This is a genomic window from Pluralibacter sp., from assembly GCF_019237635.1.
In the GTDB taxonomy this organism is placed as follows: Bacteria; Pseudomonadota; Gammaproteobacteria; order Enterobacterales; family Enterobacteriaceae; genus Enterobacter_B.
The window spans coordinates 1-16,492 of sequence record NZ_JAFAGS010000009.1; the positions used below are offsets into that span (position 1 = coordinate 1).

General features: G+C 56.0%; 15 protein-coding genes. 6 read left to right on the forward strand and 9 right to left on the reverse strand.

The genetic code is table 11. From position 1 onward, the window contains the following. Positions 1 to 164 precede the first annotated feature (164 nt). The 5 genes from kdsA to hemA all read right to left on the reverse strand — a co-directional run bounded on the left by kdsA (position 165) and on the right by hemA (position 5,164). The gene (gene kdsA / locus JO226_RS01195) at positions 165 to 1,019 is read right to left on the reverse strand and encodes a 3-deoxy-8-phosphooctulonate synthase (RefSeq protein WP_293478357.1); all 855 of its coding nucleotides are present in this window, start codon (positions 1,017 to 1,019) and stop codon (positions 165 to 167) included. A 39-nt stretch (positions 1,020 to 1,058) separates the two neighbouring features. Next, complete coding sequence (gene sirB1 / locus JO226_RS01200; protein ID WP_293478359.1) at positions 1,059 to 1,868, reverse strand: invasion regulator SirB1; 810 nt, start codon at positions 1,866 to 1,868, stop codon at positions 1,059 to 1,061. Between the two features lie 78 nt (positions 1,869 to 1,946). After that, positions 1,947 to 2,783, reverse strand: a complete 837-nt coding sequence (prmC, locus tag JO226_RS01205) for a peptide chain release factor N(5)-glutamine methyltransferase (protein WP_293478361.1) — start codon at positions 2,781 to 2,783, stop codon at positions 1,947 to 1,949. Continuing rightward, a complete protein-coding gene (gene prfA / locus JO226_RS01210) occupies positions 2,783 to 3,865 on the reverse strand; it encodes a peptide chain release factor 1 (protein WP_293478363.1) in 1,083 nt (360 codons plus the stop codon). Before prfA ends, prmC begins: the two co-directional genes overlap by 1 nt. A 42-nt stretch (positions 3,866 to 3,907) precedes the next feature. After that, positions 3,908 to 5,164, reverse strand: coding sequence for a glutamyl-tRNA reductase (gene hemA, locus JO226_RS01215; RefSeq protein WP_293478365.1), 1,257 nt, complete (start codon positions 5,162 to 5,164; stop codon positions 3,908 to 3,910). Positions 5,165 to 5,380: 216 nt separating this feature from the next. On the opposite strand from hemA, the gene lolB reads away from it, so the two are divergent. From lolB to dauA, 4 genes are all read left to right on the forward strand, one after another. Then, the gene (lolB, locus tag JO226_RS01220; RefSeq protein WP_293478367.1) at positions 5,381 to 5,992 is read left to right on the forward strand and encodes a lipoprotein insertase outer membrane protein LolB; all 612 of its coding nucleotides are present in this window, start codon (positions 5,381 to 5,383) and stop codon (positions 5,990 to 5,992) included. After that, positions 5,989 to 6,858 (forward strand): 4-(cytidine 5'-diphospho)-2-C-methyl-D-erythritol kinase, encoded by an 870-nt coding sequence (gene ispE / locus JO226_RS01225; RefSeq protein ID WP_293478369.1) that lies wholly within the window; start codon positions 5,989 to 5,991, stop codon positions 6,856 to 6,858. Before lolB ends, ispE begins: the two co-directional genes overlap by 4 nt. 126 nt (positions 6,859 to 6,984) lie before the next feature. Continuing rightward, positions 6,985 to 7,932 (forward strand): ribose-phosphate diphosphokinase, encoded by a 948-nt coding sequence (gene prs / locus JO226_RS01230; protein WP_001518537.1) that lies wholly within the window; start codon positions 6,985 to 6,987, stop codon positions 7,930 to 7,932. 124 nt (positions 7,933 to 8,056) lie between these two features. Further along, positions 8,057 to 9,736, forward strand: a complete 1,680-nt coding sequence (gene dauA, locus JO226_RS01235; RefSeq protein WP_293481673.1) for a C4-dicarboxylic acid transporter DauA — start codon at positions 8,057 to 8,059, stop codon at positions 9,734 to 9,736. A gap of 93 nt (positions 9,737 to 9,829) precedes the next feature. Here the strand turns inward: dauA and ychH are convergent, their stop codons facing one another. Then, positions 9,830 to 10,105: a stress-induced protein YchH gene (gene ychH / locus JO226_RS01240; protein WP_293481675.1), complete on the reverse strand. Its 276-nt coding sequence runs from the start codon at positions 10,103 to 10,105 to the stop codon at positions 9,830 to 9,832. A 262-nt stretch (positions 10,106 to 10,367) separates the two neighbouring features. On the opposite strand from ychH, the gene pth reads away from it, so the two are divergent. Continuing rightward, complete coding sequence (gene pth, locus JO226_RS01245) at positions 10,368 to 10,952, forward strand: aminoacyl-tRNA hydrolase (RefSeq protein WP_293481677.1); 585 nt, start codon at positions 10,368 to 10,370, stop codon at positions 10,950 to 10,952. 116 nt (positions 10,953 to 11,068) lie between these two features. Continuing rightward, positions 11,069 to 12,163, forward strand: a complete 1,095-nt coding sequence (gene ychF, locus JO226_RS01250) for a redox-regulated ATPase YchF (protein ID WP_293481679.1) — start codon at positions 11,069 to 11,071, stop codon at positions 12,161 to 12,163. Positions 12,164 to 12,333: 170 nt separating this feature from the next. On the opposite strand, the gene JO226_RS01255 is transcribed toward ychF, so the two are convergent. The 3 genes from JO226_RS01255 to JO226_RS01265 all read right to left on the reverse strand — a co-directional run. After that, entirely contained in the window at positions 12,334 to 13,020 is a 687-nt protein-coding gene (locus tag JO226_RS01255) for a hypothetical protein (RefSeq protein WP_293481681.1), read from the reverse strand. 130 nt (positions 13,021 to 13,150) lie between these two features. Next, positions 13,151 to 16,072 (reverse strand): autotransporter outer membrane beta-barrel domain-containing protein, encoded by a 2,922-nt coding sequence (locus JO226_RS01260; RefSeq protein WP_293481683.1) that lies wholly within the window; start codon positions 16,070 to 16,072, stop codon positions 13,151 to 13,153. A gap of 228 nt (positions 16,073 to 16,300) precedes the next feature. Then, positions 16,301 to 16,492 (reverse strand): helix-turn-helix domain-containing protein (locus JO226_RS01265; RefSeq protein WP_293481685.1); only part of this gene is annotated, 192 nt, incomplete at its 5' end.

A 16,492-nucleotide genomic window follows, 5' to 3' on the forward strand; every position in this document is an offset into this window, starting at 1 on the left:
GGAGCTAAGGCGTCACGGAAGAAATTCTGACATACTTGATGAGCAGGCATAGAGGTGATCTCATTGAATTGGTTGCACAAATCAGTAGATCACAAAACTCTATGCCTGTCTTTTTTTACCCACCCATTACTGGGGATTCCTCAGCGCCGAAGCGGGTTTTTTTATTATTTGCTGGTATCGAGGTCGTCGAAGTTTTTCACCAGGTCGTCAATCGCTTTGATCTGCTTGAGGAACGGCTCAAGCTTCGCCAGCGGCAGCGCAGACGGGCCGTCGCATTTCGCATGTTCCGGGTCCGGGTGCGCTTCAATGAACAGCCCGGCCAGGCCGGTCGCCATACCGGCACGGGCAAGCTCGGTCACCTGCGCGCGACGGCCGCTGGAGGCGGCGCCAAACGGGTCGCGGCACTGCAGGGCGTGGGTCACGTCGAAAATCACCGGCGCGTTGCCGGAAACCTGCTTCATCACGCTAAAGCCGAGCATATCCACAATCAGATTGTCATAGCCAAACTGGGTGCCGCGATCGCAGAGGATTACCTTCTCGTTGCCGCCTTCGGCAAACTTATCAACGATGTTGCCCATCTGGCCCGGGCTGACAAACTGCGGCTTCTTCACGTTGATGACAGCGTTGGTTTTCGCCATCGCTTCCACGAGATCGGTCTGACGGGCAAGAAACGCTGGCAACTGGATAACGTCAACCACGTCGGCCACCGGCTGAGCCTGCTGCGGCTCATGCACGTCGGTGATGATTTTCACGCCGAAGGTCTGCTTCAGCTCCTGGAAAATTTTCATCCCCTCTTCCAGGCCCGGTCCGCGGTAGGACTTGATGGAAGAACGGTTTGCCTTATCAAAAGAGGCTTTGAACACATACGGAATACCGAGCTTTTGGGTGACGGTAACGTAGTGCTCACAGATGCGCATAGCGAGATCGCGTGACTCCAGCACGTTCATGCCGCCAAACAGCACGAACGGCAGGTCGTTTGCCACCTTGATATCGCCAATGCTAACCACTTTTTGTTTCATAAGTTCGCCTTATCGGGGGTTAATCGGAATCATTCCGGATTAATGCAAAGTAATGTGTTTATGCGCGATGGTGTTGATCTGCGCGCGAATAATTTCACTGATCGGGTCTTCAGGGCACTGCTCGACGAAATAGCTTAAATCGTTGAGCGCCACGTGTTCACACTCAAGCTGGGCGTAAATCAGACCACGGTCACGAATTTCGTACGGATCTTCCGGGTTAAACTGCAGCAGCGCCTCGCTTGCGCGTAGTGCGAGCTCCATCTGCCGCTCTTCCATCAACGCGGATTTAAGGGTATCAAGCAGCTTGCGGATGACCTCGGCGTTATCGGCCTCGTCGAGATCTTCGTTGAACAGCTCCGCCACCGGACTGATGTTGCCTTTAAGCCATACTTCCAGCGTATGCTCATCCAGCGTGTCGCCGTTGAACGGATTGATAAGCCACATTTCGCCAGTTTCAACATCGGCGCGCAGCAGCAACTGCGTCGGGAAAATGACGGGCACCACCGGCAGCGACAGGCGGCGGGCAACCCACAGCACAATTGCGCCCAGCGAAACAGCGCTGCCCTCACGGTTTTTCAGCACCTGATCGAGCCACAGGGCGTCAGACAGGCGGTAAATTCCGTGCGAATCGCTAAAACCCCACTCGTCGTAGAACAGCTCCAGCAGGCGTTCAATCTGACGGCTGTCAGCCCAGGACGGGCTTATTTCCTCTCGCGCCAGACTCACCAGTTGCTCCAGCTCATCCGCGACGTGCTGGGCTGGGAAATCGTCGCGGATGAGTTCGGAAATGAGGATCATGCCGTCACAGAGCGGCGCGCTGTTAAATTCAAAATCTGCTAACGATCTCATTACCTACTCCAACTACGTATTGCCTGATGACAACCTGATGACTTCAAAATGATGCTAATCATAGCGCTAATCGACCGCTCAGTCAGCATGCCACCTCCCGAGCGTCAAACGCTCGTTGCCGCCATAGTCCCGGCAGGTTTGCACCTCACGGTATCCGGCGTCAGCAAAAAGCGCTCTGACCGCCTCTCCCTGCTGCCAGCCATGCTCAAGCAGTATCCAACCGTGAGGGTTAAGATAGCGGCGTCCTTGCGCAATGATATGGGCCAGGTCGGCAAGCCCGGCATCGGCCGCCACCAGCGCTGTTTTCGGTTCAAAGCGTACATCGCCCTGCGCCAGATGCGGATCCTGCTCGTCGATGTAAGGCGGGTTGCTGACGATCATGTCGAAGCGCTGGCCGTCGAGCGCACTAAACCAGCTGCTCTGCAGCACCTGAACGTTGCTAAACCCAAGGTGCGCTACATTGCGCGACGCCAGCGCCACGGCATCGGCAACCACATCCACCGCCGTAAGCTGACAGTCAGGGCGCTCGCTTGCCAGCGCCAGCGCAATGGCCCCGGTGCCAGTGCCAAGATCAAGGATCCGGCTGGGCGCCTCGCCAAGACGCGCCAGCGCCTGCTCGACCAGACATTCGGTGTCCGGGCGCGGGATAAGCGTGGCGGGTGAGACAAACAGCGGCAATGACCAGAATTCACGCATGCCCACCAGGTGAGCGACAGGTTCGCCGCGCGCGCGGCGGGCCAGCAGCTCCGCCAGCGCGTCCAACTGTGCCGCCGACAGCAGCGTCTCATCGAACGCGAGAATAAAGGTGCGCGACTTGCCGGTCACATGACCAAGCAGGATCTCGGCATCGCGACGCGGGCTTTCACTCTCTTTCAGACAGGCAATCGCCTGGGCCAGCCACTGTTGATAGCGCATCATTCCTGCTCGGACAGCGCTGCCAGCTGGTCTGCCTGATATTCCTGGACGATAGGCTCGATAAGCATGTCCAGTTTACCTTCCATGGTCTCATCCAGACGGTAGAGCGTCAGGTTGATGCGGTGGTCGGTCACGCGGCCCTGCGGAAAGTTGTAGGTACGGTTGCGATCGCTGCGATCGCCGCTGCCGAGCAGGTTGCGGCGCGTAGAGGCTTCCGCCTGCTGGCGTTTCGCCACTTCGGCGGCGCGGATACGCGCGCCCAGCACCGACAGCGCTTTGGCCTTGTTCTTATGCTGCGAACGTTCGTCCTGGCACTCCACCACAATGCCGGTCGGCAGGTGGGTAATGCGGATGGCGGAGTCGGTGGTGTTAACGTGCTGGCCGCCCGCGCCGGAAGAGCGGAAGGTATCAATACGCAACTCCGCCGGGTTGATATCCGGCATCTCGGCTTCCGGCAGCTCCGGCATCACCGCCACGGTGCAGGCGGAGGTATGAATGCGCCCCTGCGATTCAGTGGCCGGAACGCGCTGTACGCGGTGGCCGCCGGATTCAAATTTCAGGCGGCCGTATACGCCGTCGCCGGACACTTTGGCGATAACTTCTTTGTAGCCGCCGTGCTCGCCTTCGCTGGCGCTCATGATTTCAACGCGCCAGCGGCGGGCTTCGGCATAGCGGCTGTACATGCGGAACAGGTCGCCGGCAAACAGCGCGGCTTCATCGCCGCCGGTGCCCGCGCGCACTTCGACAAACGCGTTACGCTCATCATCCGGATCTTTTGGCAGCAACAGCACCTGCAGCTGCTGCTCCAGTTGCTCGCTTTTATCTTTCGCTTCGCGCAGTTCGTCCTGCGCCATTTCTCGCATTTCAGGATCGTCGAGCATCATCTGCGCCGTTTCGATATCGTCCTGAATCTGCTGCCAGTCGGTAAAGCAGCGCGACACGTCGCTTAACTGCGCATATTCACGCGACAGCGCGCGAAAACGCTCCTGATCGGCGATCGTCCCGGCATCACCCAGCAGCGCCTGAACTTCTTCATGGCGTTCGTGCAGGGCTTCCAGTTTGGCAACAATAGAAGGCTTCATAGGCGTAAATTCACCTTTAAATAAATAAAATAGAGAGGTGCGCTATTCCAGCCCGAGGCTGTTGCGCAGAATATGCAGGCGTTCATCATCCCCGTCACGGGCTGCCTGCTGAAGAGATTTGGTTGGAGCGTGGATCAAACGGTTAGTCAGTTTACGAGCCAGATCCTGCATGACAGCCTGCGCATCGCCCCCCTGTTCCAGGGCCGCCAGCGCTTTGGCCGTTAATTCTTCCCGCACCAGCTCCGCCTGGGAACGGTAGTCGCGGATGGTTTCGCTCGCATTCTGCGCACGCAGCCAGGCCATAAACTCGCTGGTTTCCTGCTCGACGATCGTCTCCGCCTGCTGCGCCGCGGCTTTGCGCTGCGCGAGGTTGTGCTGAATGATATTCTGCAGGTCGTCGACGCTGTACAGGTAGGCGTTGGCAAGCTTGCCGACTTCCGGCTCCACATCACGCGGCACCGCGATATCCACCAGCAGCATCGGCTGATTACGGCGCGCTTTCAAGGCGCGTTCCACCATCCCCTTGCCGATAATCGGCAGCGGGCTGGCGGTAGAGCTGATAATGATATCCGCCTCTTTTAACCGCTCATCGACATCGCTCAGGGCGATGACCTCGGCGCCAACTTCATCCGCCAGCGCCAGGGCGCGTTCGCGGGTACGGTTAGCGATAAGCATCTTCTTCACCCGATGTTCGCGCAGATGGCGCGCCACCAGCTCGATAGTCTCTCCCGCGCCGACCAGCAGCACGGTGACCGACCCCAGCGATTCAAATATTTGTCGCGCCAGCGTACAGGCGGCAAACGCCACCGACACCGCACTGGCGCCGATATCGGTTTCAGTGCGTACGCGTTTTGCAACGGAGAAAGATTTCTGGAACATCCGTTCCAGCTCGCTGACATTCAGGTGACCGCGGCTGGAATCCGCAAAGGCTTTTTTGACCTGCCCCAGGATCTGCGGCTCGCCCAGAATCAGCGAATCCAGCCCGCTGGCGACGCGCATCAGATGGCTGACGGCATCGTTATCCTGGTGCCAGTAGAGGCTTTGACGTAAATCGTCTTCGTTGAGCTGGTGATAGTCGCACAACCAGCGGATGAGTGACTCTTGCAGGTTATCCTGCTCCTCCACGCTCAGGTACAACTCGGTACGATTGCACGTCGACAGCACCACCCCGCCCTGCACCATCGGCTGAGCCAACAGGCTCTCCAGCGCCTGGTCGAGGCTGTCCGGCGAAAACGTAACACGTTCTCGCAGCGCGACCGGAGCTGTCTTATGGTTGATGCCAAGTGCTAATAGCGTCATGAGTGCGGGAGTAGTACCAGCGTTGATAAGGTTAGTCTGAGCGCATCATACAGGATGCGCAAGGTCAATAAAAGAGACAGCCTCCTTTTGGAGTAATCGGTAATTTCATGATTTAAGACAACCTGAACGTAGACGCTGGTAGCGCGCGGCGCTAGCATTAATGGTTATAACTGCTCGCTGATACACAAAAAATCATCTGAAAGGATTTGCCCCCTTATGACACGACTGATTCGCCTGCTGCCGCTGGCGGCACTGGTTCTCACGGCCTGCTCCATCAATGCTCCAAAAGGCCCCGGTAAAAGTCCGGATTCACCGCAATGGCGTCAGCACCAGCAGGATGTGCGCAACCTGAGTCAGTATCAGACCCGCGGCGCGTTCGCCTTTATCTCCGACCAACAAAAAGTGTATGCCCGTTTCTTCTGGCAGCAGACCGGCCAGGACACCTGGCGCCTGCTGCTGACCAACCCGCTTGGCAGCACCGAACTTGAGCTCAACGCGAAGCCGGGCAGCGTCGAGTTAGTGGACAACAAGGGGCAGCACTACACCGCCACCGACGCCGAAGAGATGATTGGCAAGCTGACCGGCATGCCGATTCCGCTTAACAGCCTGCGCCAGTGGATCCTCGGTCTGCCAAGCCATGCGACCGACTACACCCTGGATGACCAGTATCGTCTGAGCACCCTCAACTACACCCAGGACGGCAAAACCTGGAAAGTGGTGTACGGCGGTTACGACAGCACGACCAAACCTTCGCTGCCGTCAAATATGGAGCTGACCGAGGGCAGCGAGCGCATCAAACTGAAAATGGATAACTGGATCGTTAAATGAGCACCCGTTGGCCCTCCCCGGCAAAACTGAACCTGTTTTTGTACATCACCGGCCAGCGTGCCGATGGTTATCACACGCTGCAGACGCTGTTTCAGTTTCTGGATTATGGCGACACAATAACCATCGACCTGCGCCAGGACGGCCAGTTGCGCCTGCTGACGCCCGTCGACGGCGTGCCGGAAGATGAGAATCTGATCGTGCGCGCCGCCCGTCTGCTGATCCATGCCGCAGCGGAAAGCGGACGCCTCCCGACGCGCTATGGCGCGGATATCGGTATTGAAAAGCGTCTGCCAATGGGCGGCGGCCTTGGCGGCGGCTCCTCCAATGCGGCGACCGTGCTGGTCGCGCTGAACCACCTGTGGCAATGCGGGTTGTCAGAAGACGAGCTGGCGGCGCTTGGTCTGACGCTTGGCGCCGACGTGCCGGTATTCGTCCGCGGGTATGCCGCCTTCGCCGAGGGCGTCGGCGAAGTGCTGACGCCAGTCAACGTCCCGGAGAAGTGGTACCTGGTGGCGCACCCTGGCGTCAGCATCCCGACGCCGGTGATTTTTAAGGATCCGGACCTGCCGCGCAACACATCAGTGCGGTCAATAGAAACGTTATTAAAATGTGAATTCAGCAACGATTGCGAGGTTATCGCAAGAAAACGTTTTCGCGAGGTTGATGCGGCGCTTTCCTGGCTGTTAGAATACGCGCCGTCGCGCCTGACTGGCACAGGGGCCTGTGTCTTTGCTGAATTTGACACTGAATCCGCCGCTCGTCAGGTGCTAGAGCAAGCCCCGGAATGGCTGCATGGTTTTGTAGCGCAAGGTGTAAACCTCTCGCCGCTTAAGCAAGCCATGACCGGGCAAGCTGAGCTCCGGTGACAACGTCACCCTGTTCCAGACGTTGCATCGCGCTCTTTAATACACCGCCTGGATAGAGTTTTGCCTGGCCCGCACAGTTTTTGGCAAATTCTATCCACCACTGGACGCATGCCTGAGGTTCTTCTCGTGCCTGATATGAAGCTTTTTGCTGGTAACGCCACCCCGGAACTAGCACAACGTATTGCCAACCGCCTGTACACTTCCCTTGGCGACGCCGCTGTAGGCCGCTTTAGCGACGGCGAAGTCAGCGTACAAATTAACGAAAATGTACGCGGTGGTGATATTTTCATCATCCAGTCCACCTGTGCGCCAACCAACGACAACCTGATGGAACTGGTTGTGATGGTCGATGCCCTGCGTCGTGCTTCCGCAGGCCGCATTACTGCTGTTATCCCTTACTTTGGTTATGCCCGCCAGGACCGTCGCGTCCGTTCCGCGCGTGTGCCAATTACCGCTAAAGTCGTTGCTGATTTCTTGTCCAGCGTAGGCGTTGACCGTGTTCTGACGGTTGACCTGCACGCCGAGCAGATTCAGGGCTTCTTCGATGTACCCGTGGATAACGTATTCGGCAGCCCGATCCTGCTCGAAGATATGCTGCAACTGAATCTGGATAACCCGATCGTGGTTTCTCCGGATATCGGCGGCGTTGTTCGCGCACGCGCTATCGCTAAGCTGCTGAACGATACCGATATGGCTATCATCGACAAGCGTCGTCCGCGCGCTAACGTTTCTCAGGTGATGCACATCATCGGCGACGTTGCTGGCCGTGACTGCGTACTGGTTGACGATATGATCGATACCGGCGGTACCCTGTGCAAAGCGGCAGAAGCGCTGAAAGAGCGCGGCGCGAAGCGTGTATTCGCTTACGCAACGCACCCGATCTTCTCAGGCAATGCGGCAAACAACCTGCGTAACTCCGTCATTGACGAAGTGGTTGTCTGCGACACCATCCCATTAACCGACGAGATCAAAGCGCTGCCAAACGTGCGCACCTTGACCCTGTCCGGGATGCTGGCCGAAGCGATTCGTCGTATCAGCAACGAAGAATCCATCTCCGCAATGTTCGAACACTGATCGAACACGGCCGAAAAACCCGCTGCGGCGGGTTTTTTTGTCTGTAATGTTTATTTGTATGACTAATGCCTCCTTCACCTGCCATTCATATGACAGATGATGCGCTCTCGGATGAAAGATAATTGTGAAAACCATTTTTTCCTCACATGTTCTGCCCTTTCGCGCCCTCATCGACGCTTGCTGGAAAGAGAAGTACACCGTCTCGCGGTTTACACGTGACATCATTGCCGGAATCACCGTCGGTATCATCGCCATTCCGCTGGCAATGGCGCTGGCTATCGGCAGCGGCGTGGCGCCGCAATATGGTCTTTATACCTCGGCGATCGCCGGGATTGTTATCGCGCTGACCGGCGGCTCGCGCTTTAGCGTCTCCGGCCCGACGGCGGCGTTTGTGGTGATTCTCTATCCGGTCTCGCAGCAGTTTGGCCTGGCCGGGCTACTGGTCGCCACGCTGATGTCCGGCGTCTTTTTAATTTTGTTTGGTCTGGCCCGTTTTGGCCGGCTGATTGAATACATCCCCGTTTCCGTCACACTCGGTTTTACTTCGGGGATTGGTATTACCATCGGGACCATGCAGATCAAAGATTTCCTTGGCCTGCAACTGACCCACGTACCGGAACATTACGTTCAGAAAGTCGGCGCGCTGGTCATGGCGTTACCGACGATCAACCCCGGCGATGCGGCTATCGGCATCGTCACGCTCGGCACGCTGATCCTCTGGCCGCGACTCGGCATTCGCCTGCCGGGACACCTGCCTGCGCTGCTGCTGGGCTGCGCCGTCATGGTCGTGGTGAACCTGCTGGGCGGTCATGTGGCCACGATCGGCTCGCAGTTTCACTATGTGCTGGCGGACGGCTCGCAGGGCAACGGTATTCCGCAGCTTCTGCCCCAGTTGGTGCTGCCCTGGAACCTGCCGGGCTCCAGCTTTACCCTTAGCTGGGACTCGCTGCGCGCGCTGCTGCCTGCCGCCTTCTCCATGGCGATGCTCGGCGCCATTGAATCACTGCTCTGCGCGGTAGTACTGGACGGCATGACCGGCACCAAACATAAGGCCAATAGCGAACTGGTCGGCCAGGGGCTGGGCAATATCGTTGCCCCGTTCTTTGGCGGCATCACCGCGACGGCGGCGATCGCCCGCTCTGCCGCCAACGTACGCGCCGGGGCGACCTCGCCAGTCTCGGCGGTGATCCACGCGCTGTTGGTCATTCTCGCGCTGCTGGCGCTGGCGCCGCTGCTCTCCTGGCTGCCACTCTCCGCCATGGCGGCGCTGCTGCTGATGGTGGCCTGGAATATGAGCGAGGCGCATAAGGTGGTGAACCTGTTGCGTCGGGCGCCGAAAGACGACATCCTGGTGATGCTGCTCTGCATGTCGCTGACGGTGCTGTTTGATATGGTGATCGCCATCAGCGTAGGTATCGTCCTGGCTTCGCTGCTGTTTATGCGCCGTATCGCCCGCATGACGCGGCTGGCGCCGGTGAACGTCACGGTGCCGGACGATGTGCTGGTGCTGCGGGTGATTGGCCCGCTGTTCTTTGCCGCTGCGGAAGGCGTGTTCACCGATCTCGAATCGCGCCTTGCCGGAAAGCGCATCGTGGTGATGAAGTGGGACGCGGTGCCGGTGCTGGACGCCGGTGGGCTGGATGCCTTCCAGCGCTTTGTTCAGCGCCTGCCGGAAGGTTGCGAGCTGCGAGTCAGCAACCTGGAGTTTCAGCCGCTGCGCACCATGGCGCGGGCAGGCGTACAGCCGATTCCAGGCCGCCTTGCGTTTTACCCCAATCGTGATGCGGCGTTAGCCGATTTATGAAAGCCCTGCAGCGGCGTCTTTGCGTCGCTGCATTAAAGTCCGGCGCAAAAAAAACGACTCATGTGAGTCGTTTTTCTAAATTCTTATTCACTGCTAACTGTGTTTATGCTGGTCACGACGGCAACGTTTGTCATAGTGGCGCACCCACCAGTACCTGTCGCTGACCTGTTCATGCCCGCTGACACGCGCCCCTGCGAGCCAGAGGATCGCACCGAGGAAAATGCTCAGCACGGCGCCATGTGCGAAAAATTGTGGCAGGTTAAGTTCAGGCAACTGGTTTAAAATAGAATAACCCACGCCGACAACCATCACCACTAACCCTAAACCCATGAGCACGTTACCGAGTCTTGAAGCGTTTCTGCGTTTCATATGTCACCTCCGGAACTTGGGTTGTTCAGGGATTAATCCCTACTCCTTGTGTGTAAAGTATAGACTACAGCTCTGCCGCTTAGTGCGTGAACGATCACAAATACAAACAACTGAGTAACAAAACTTTACAAATAACCTTCTGAAAATAATTAGGATTCTAATTATTTTTTGTGGAATTACCGCCTCGCCGGGAGAATTTTGTCAACCGGGCCCGCAACCAGTACACTACGCGCCAGATATCGACCCACTCAGGAACAAGTTCGTGACGATAAAACTGATTGTCGGCCTGGCAAACCCCGGCGCGGAGTATGCGGCTACCCGCCATAACGCCGGCGCATGGTATGTGGATTTGCTGGCCGAGCGCTGTCGCGCCCCGCTGCGCGAAGAGAGTAAGTTTTTTGGTTATACCTCGCGCATTAACGTCGCCGGTGAGGATGTTCGCCTGCTGGTGCCCACCACGTTTATGAACCTTAGCGGTAAAGCGGTGGCGGCAATGGCGACCTTTTTCCGCATTGCCCCGGATGAAATTCTGGTCGCGCACGATGAGCTGGATTTACCGCCAGGCGTGGCGAAATTCAAACTGGGCGGCGGCCATGGCGGTCATAACGGTTTGAAAGACATTATCAGCAAACTGGGGAATAACCCGAACTTTCACCGTTTACGCGTCGGTATTGGTCATCCGGGCGATAAAAACAAAGTTGTTGGCTTTGTGCTGGGAAAACCGCCGGTCTCTGAGCAGAAGCTGATTGACGAGGCAGTAGACGAAGCGACGCGCTGCACGGAAATTTGGTTGAAAGACGGTTTAACCAAAGCCACCAACCGCCTGCACGCATTTAAAGCGCAATAACGCCCCAACGTGCGGCATTTTCGCCGCGCGCCGTGTATAATAGGCAAAGTTGTTTACTTTTCAGCAATCGGTTACCAGTAACGGATTGATTATCAAAGATTAAGGTGATTTAAATCATGGGATTCAAATGCGGTATCGTCGGCCTGCCTAACGTCGGCAAATCCACCCTGTTCAACGCGCTCACCAAAGCCGGTATCGAAGCGGCCAACTTCCCGTTCTGTACCATCGAGCCGAACACCGGTGTTGTACCGATGCCCGATCCGCGTCTGGACAAACTGGCTGAAATCGTCAAGCCGCAGCGCATTCTGCCGACCACCATGGAATTCGTGGATATCGCGGGTCTGGTGAAAGGCGCATCCAAAGGTGAAGGTCTGGGTAACCAGTTCCTGACCAACATCCGTGAAACCGAAGCTATCGGTCACGTTGTGCGTTGCTTCGAAAACGACAACATTATCCACGTTAACAACAAAGTGGATCCGGCTGACGATATCGACGTGATCAACACCGAGCTGGCGCTGTCTGACCTGGACACCTGCGAACGTGCTATCCACCGTGTGCAAAAGAAAGCGAAAGGCGGCGATAAAGACGCTAAAGCGGAACTGGCCGCGCTGGAAAAATGTCTGCCGCAGTTGGAAAACGCAGGCATGCTGCGCGCTCTGAAAAACCTGACCGAAGAAGACAAGGCTGCGATCAAATACCTGAGCTTCCTGACCCTGAAGCCAACCATGTACATCGCGAACGTCAACGAAGACGGCTTCGAGAACAACCCGTACCTGGACAAAGTGCGTGAAATCGCGGCTGCGGAAGGTTCCGTTGTGGTTGCGGTTTGTGCATCTGTTGAATCCGATATCGCCGAACTGGACGACGCCGACCGTGAAGAGTTCATGGCTGAGCTGGGTCTGGAAGAGCCGGGTCTGAATCGCGTGATCCGCGCAGGCTACGAACTGCTGAACCTGCAAACCTACTTCACCGCAGGCGTGAAAGAAGTGCGTGCATGGACTATCCCGGTTGGCGCCACCGCACCACAGGCGGCGGGTAAAATCCATACCGACTTCGAGAAAGGCTTTATCCGCGCGCAGACCATCGCGTTTGAAGACTTCATCACCTACAAGGGTGAACAAGGCGCGAAAGAAGCGGGCAAGATGCGTGCGGAAGGGAAAGATTACATCGTGAAAGATGGCGATGTGATGAACTTCTTGTTTAACGTCTAAATCACGCCTGTTGTTTCATCGCCTCTCAGACAGAAAGGTTTGCGATGGCGATGACCTGGGCGATCCGCACTCATCCATTATCGACGGTCTGTCGACGCTGATGATGGCGCAACGCGACGTGTAATTCCCCTGATGACGGCCCCCGGCACCCGCCGGGCGGTCGTTATGCGCTAGTGATTAGCCGACAACATGCGCTCAATTAAGCCTTTGTAGCGCACAAGATCACTGCTACGGTTAATACCCAGTTTCAACAGTGCCGACGCGCGCTGGCTGTAAAGGGTTTTCACACTCACCCCTAATACATCCGCCCAGTACCCAATATTATTTCCATCGAGCGTAATTTGCAGCGCTCTGACTTCTTTTGCCGTCAGGCGATCCAGCCTTGAACATAACGCGGCATCACCAACCTTATGGGAAGGTTCTCCATGCGCCCCGGTGGTATCGTCGGACTGCAGCAACGCCAACAGGCGTTTGAGTATCTCGCGGACGGGCCGGTTTTTATTCACCATTGAGCACGCTGGCATCCGGGTGGCGTAACAGAGAAACTGCGGCGCGGTTCGGCTATACAGAAACAGCACGGGCGTTTGCTGGATTCGCCACTCTTCCCGGCGAAACAGCAGCGCATCAACAATCCCCTCATCGGCCAGTTGCCCGTAGTGATGAAGATTAATCACCAGCAGGGCTATTTCCTCAGACGCCCCCCGGCGCCAGAGGAGAAAATCGGCAAAGCAGTGAAACGATAACGTCGTACACTGGCTGGACGCTGTCGTCGTTAAAGCTTCCAGCGCGCTACGGCTAAAGCTGCACTCATCAATGACAACGCAGAGTTTCTGATGACTCGTCGCATACAAATCCATTATGCATACCCTCGTGTCACGGTCAGGTTGTTACATTTGGGACAATATCGAAACGGGAAAGGCGTTCGCATTGGGCCGGGCAGCCGAAGTCAGCCGCCCGAGCCAATGTCACATGGTTATTGATGATGATTCAGAATGAGTGCTTAATTCCCAACATGCCCTGCGTATCGCTATAACCTTTACCGCCGATTTGCTGCGCGACGTTAAGCCAGAACGTTGTCTGATTGGTCATTTTGCCTTCAACACCGGCTTTCAGTTCGCCGATATTGCGGGTACCGGCAACCTGCGAGTTAACGCCATCCATATTGACGCCATAGGCTTTGGTGTTGTAAATCCAGTTCGCTTCGACGAAAGGTTCGAATACGCGCTGCGTATTTTCATCCAGCTTACTGTGTCCTTTGATAAAGGCTCTCATCCCTAAGCGGGTTTGCACGTTATTATCACCGGTGTTGTCAACGATCGTGCCGTTCTGTTCGGTGTGGCTGTTGGCCGTCACGCCCATCCAGGTTACCTGCGCCTGCGGCTGGATAAAGACCTCATTGGTCATGCCGTTCAGAGTCTGGTATTCGCCGGTCTTATGGGTGTACCCCGTTTCAACCGATGCGGTAAAACCATTCGACTTATAGTTTTCCGTCGGCAGGCCTTCGCCGCTGACGCTGTTGTTAAACCAGTTGTACAGTGCCCAGGTATCCACGTAGAAGCCCTGCTTCTGCGCATCATTGGCATACCAGGTGCCGTACACCCCGGCGCTATAGCCGCTCAGCGTACCTTTTGAGGTATATCCGGAAACATTCGAGATGCTATTGCTGTGCTGGTTGGCATAACCGCCCATCACGCCGAACAAGTAGCGGTCATTGCCGTCGGAGGACCAGTCAGCAAGATCGCTGCCCAGCTGCATCACGTAGCGATTCGCCTGAGTTGCTACCTGCCCGCTCCCGGAGTCGGAACGGTTATGCCCGCCAATATTGCGCATCCACAGTGATGTCGCTTTCTCTTTTCCGCCGTTGATATCGTCGAGGTACTGCGTTTCGCCTAAGCGATCGTGCAGCGTCATGGTAAAGAGCGTGTTGGCGGCACGGATGTTATCAATGTACGACCCCGTCTCCGCACGAAGCGTTCCCTGCCCGCCCGTTGCGCCTGGCGATGTCGGCGAATCTGGCGTCGCCGGGTCGACCGATGCATTAGGGTCCGGTGTGACGACCGGTTTGTTCGACAGTGACGTTAAGTACCATGATTCCGTATTCCCTCCGTTGCCGCCACGCGCCAGTCGGTAATCATAGGCCCCGGCGGCAATCGTGCCTTTACCCTGACGGTAACCATCAGAGGAAGGAGACAGAACAAAGGAATCCGCAGTGGTGGTACTGCCGTTTTGCGCATCCACCAGCAGGATGCCGTTCTGCGTTTGGGCGCCGTTGCCTCCGGCATGCTTAATCTGCAGATTGGTGGTGCCTGATGCCGCGGCGTTATCCAGAATGACCTTATCCGTCGGCGAGCTATCGCCGCCCAACCACGTATTCAGAATGATCGTGCCGTTGTTGCCGATATACTGTTTCCCGACGGTCAGCGTATTTCCCGGCGTACTGCCGGCCAGGTTAATCACCCCGCCGTTAGTAATACCGCCTGCGAGGGTTAAATTGCTGTTTGCCGCCGAACTTTCACCCGACAGGGTATTAAATGCCGCTACCTGACCGTTGTTGACCACCCTCCCGTTGACCGTTCCGGTGCCGGATAAGGTGCCGCCCGAGGAAATGGTCACATCACCCGCACTGGCGCCATTCAGCACCGCGTCAGGATGCGCGGCATCGCCCACGACGACAGTGCCGCCGTCGATCGTTGTGGTACCGGTATAGGTATTCACGCTGTTAAATACGGTGGTGCCATTCAGGCTGGAAACATTACCCACGCCTTTAATGATGGGGGAAAAAACGTAACTCCCGGTATTCTCGGTATGATTAAGAATTAGCGTGCTGTTGCTGTTCACTAAATCGAGCGTCGGTGTGTCAAGCACCCCCGCAGCAACAGGTGCCGCACCGGGTAATGCACCCACAACGACACGTCCCGTGACCGCATTAACATTAATTCCATTACCGGCAGTCACCTTTCCCTGGTTAGCAACAATTAACGTACCGTTACCAATAACATTACCGTTATTATCTGTAGCCCCAATATTGAGATCGTTCATGCCAAGGTTCCATAAAGAACCCGCGCCATCAACAGTGGCAACTCCTGTTGCACTTCCCCCCGCAATACCACCACCAACACTGGAGACCTGGCCACCATTCGTAATATTCAGAGCGCCATTGCCGCCACTGCCAACGGTAATAGTACCATCATTCACCGTGAATGCTGACCCTGGCCCCGTAACATTGACCGTCCCCTCAGAGCCAGGTATCGCGCCGATAGGCGTGCCCGTATTTCCGAACACTTGTCCGCCATTACGAATGGTCAGGGTACCTGAACCTCCAGCGCCAACAGTAATACCTGATGAAGGAGACGTTGTCGCCAATAATTGCGAACCGCTCCCGTCGACAATGACCGTGCCGGTCCCACCGCCATTTTGGCCAATATTCAAAAATACAAGACCAACCTTGCCACCGTTGATAATTTGCAAATTACCCGTACCGCTACCACCCACAGCGGTAGTTCCCCCAGAAATTTTATTATTTGCGGCATCAACGCCATCATACCAGGCGCCACCATCCACCAGCACCGTCCCGCTACCGCTGGCGTCGTAACCGAGAACAGAACCTGACGAGCCGATGGGATCGATGCCGGACTGTACAACGCCGCCCGCTGAAACGGTCAGCGAACCTGTTCCACTTTGTCCAATATAAAGTGCCCCTGGTACATTCCACGGGGAACTCTGGCTTCCCGGTACTGTTTCCGATGCACCACCGTCAATAATGGTGGCACTAGCCGCAAGAGCATTCATGCTGGTTAACGATGCAGAGGCCAGCAATACGGTGTTGATATTTTTTAATGATATGATTTTCTTCACTTTCATCGCGCCACGAGGCGTCGATAAAGCAATGGCTTCATGTTTATTTGACATCATAAAATCCTTAACAAGCTAAAAAGCAAGGCCTCCGACTGGCTTAATATAAAGCCACGGATTAACCCGCCGATAATTAGAAAATTCCCATTATATTTTATTTAATGCAAATTCATTAATGCATAAAAATACGCATTTAAAAACTCATTTTAGGGCATTAATTTATAATACGCAGGGAATATCGATCCACATAACGTGGATTAAAGCCATCCCTTACATCCTGTTAATTTAATACCCCGTAGGTAGTTTCTTTAAATAAACAAGACGTCCTCGATTTATCTTAACATAGCCTCCATCGGACAACTCCTTGAGTATTTTGTTGAGTGAACTTCGCGATACCGCAGCTCTGTTTAAGATAAAGTCAAAAATAGAGATCTCGTCCAGGCTGTCCCGGTGCTGCTCCCAGAGCATCTCCAGGTA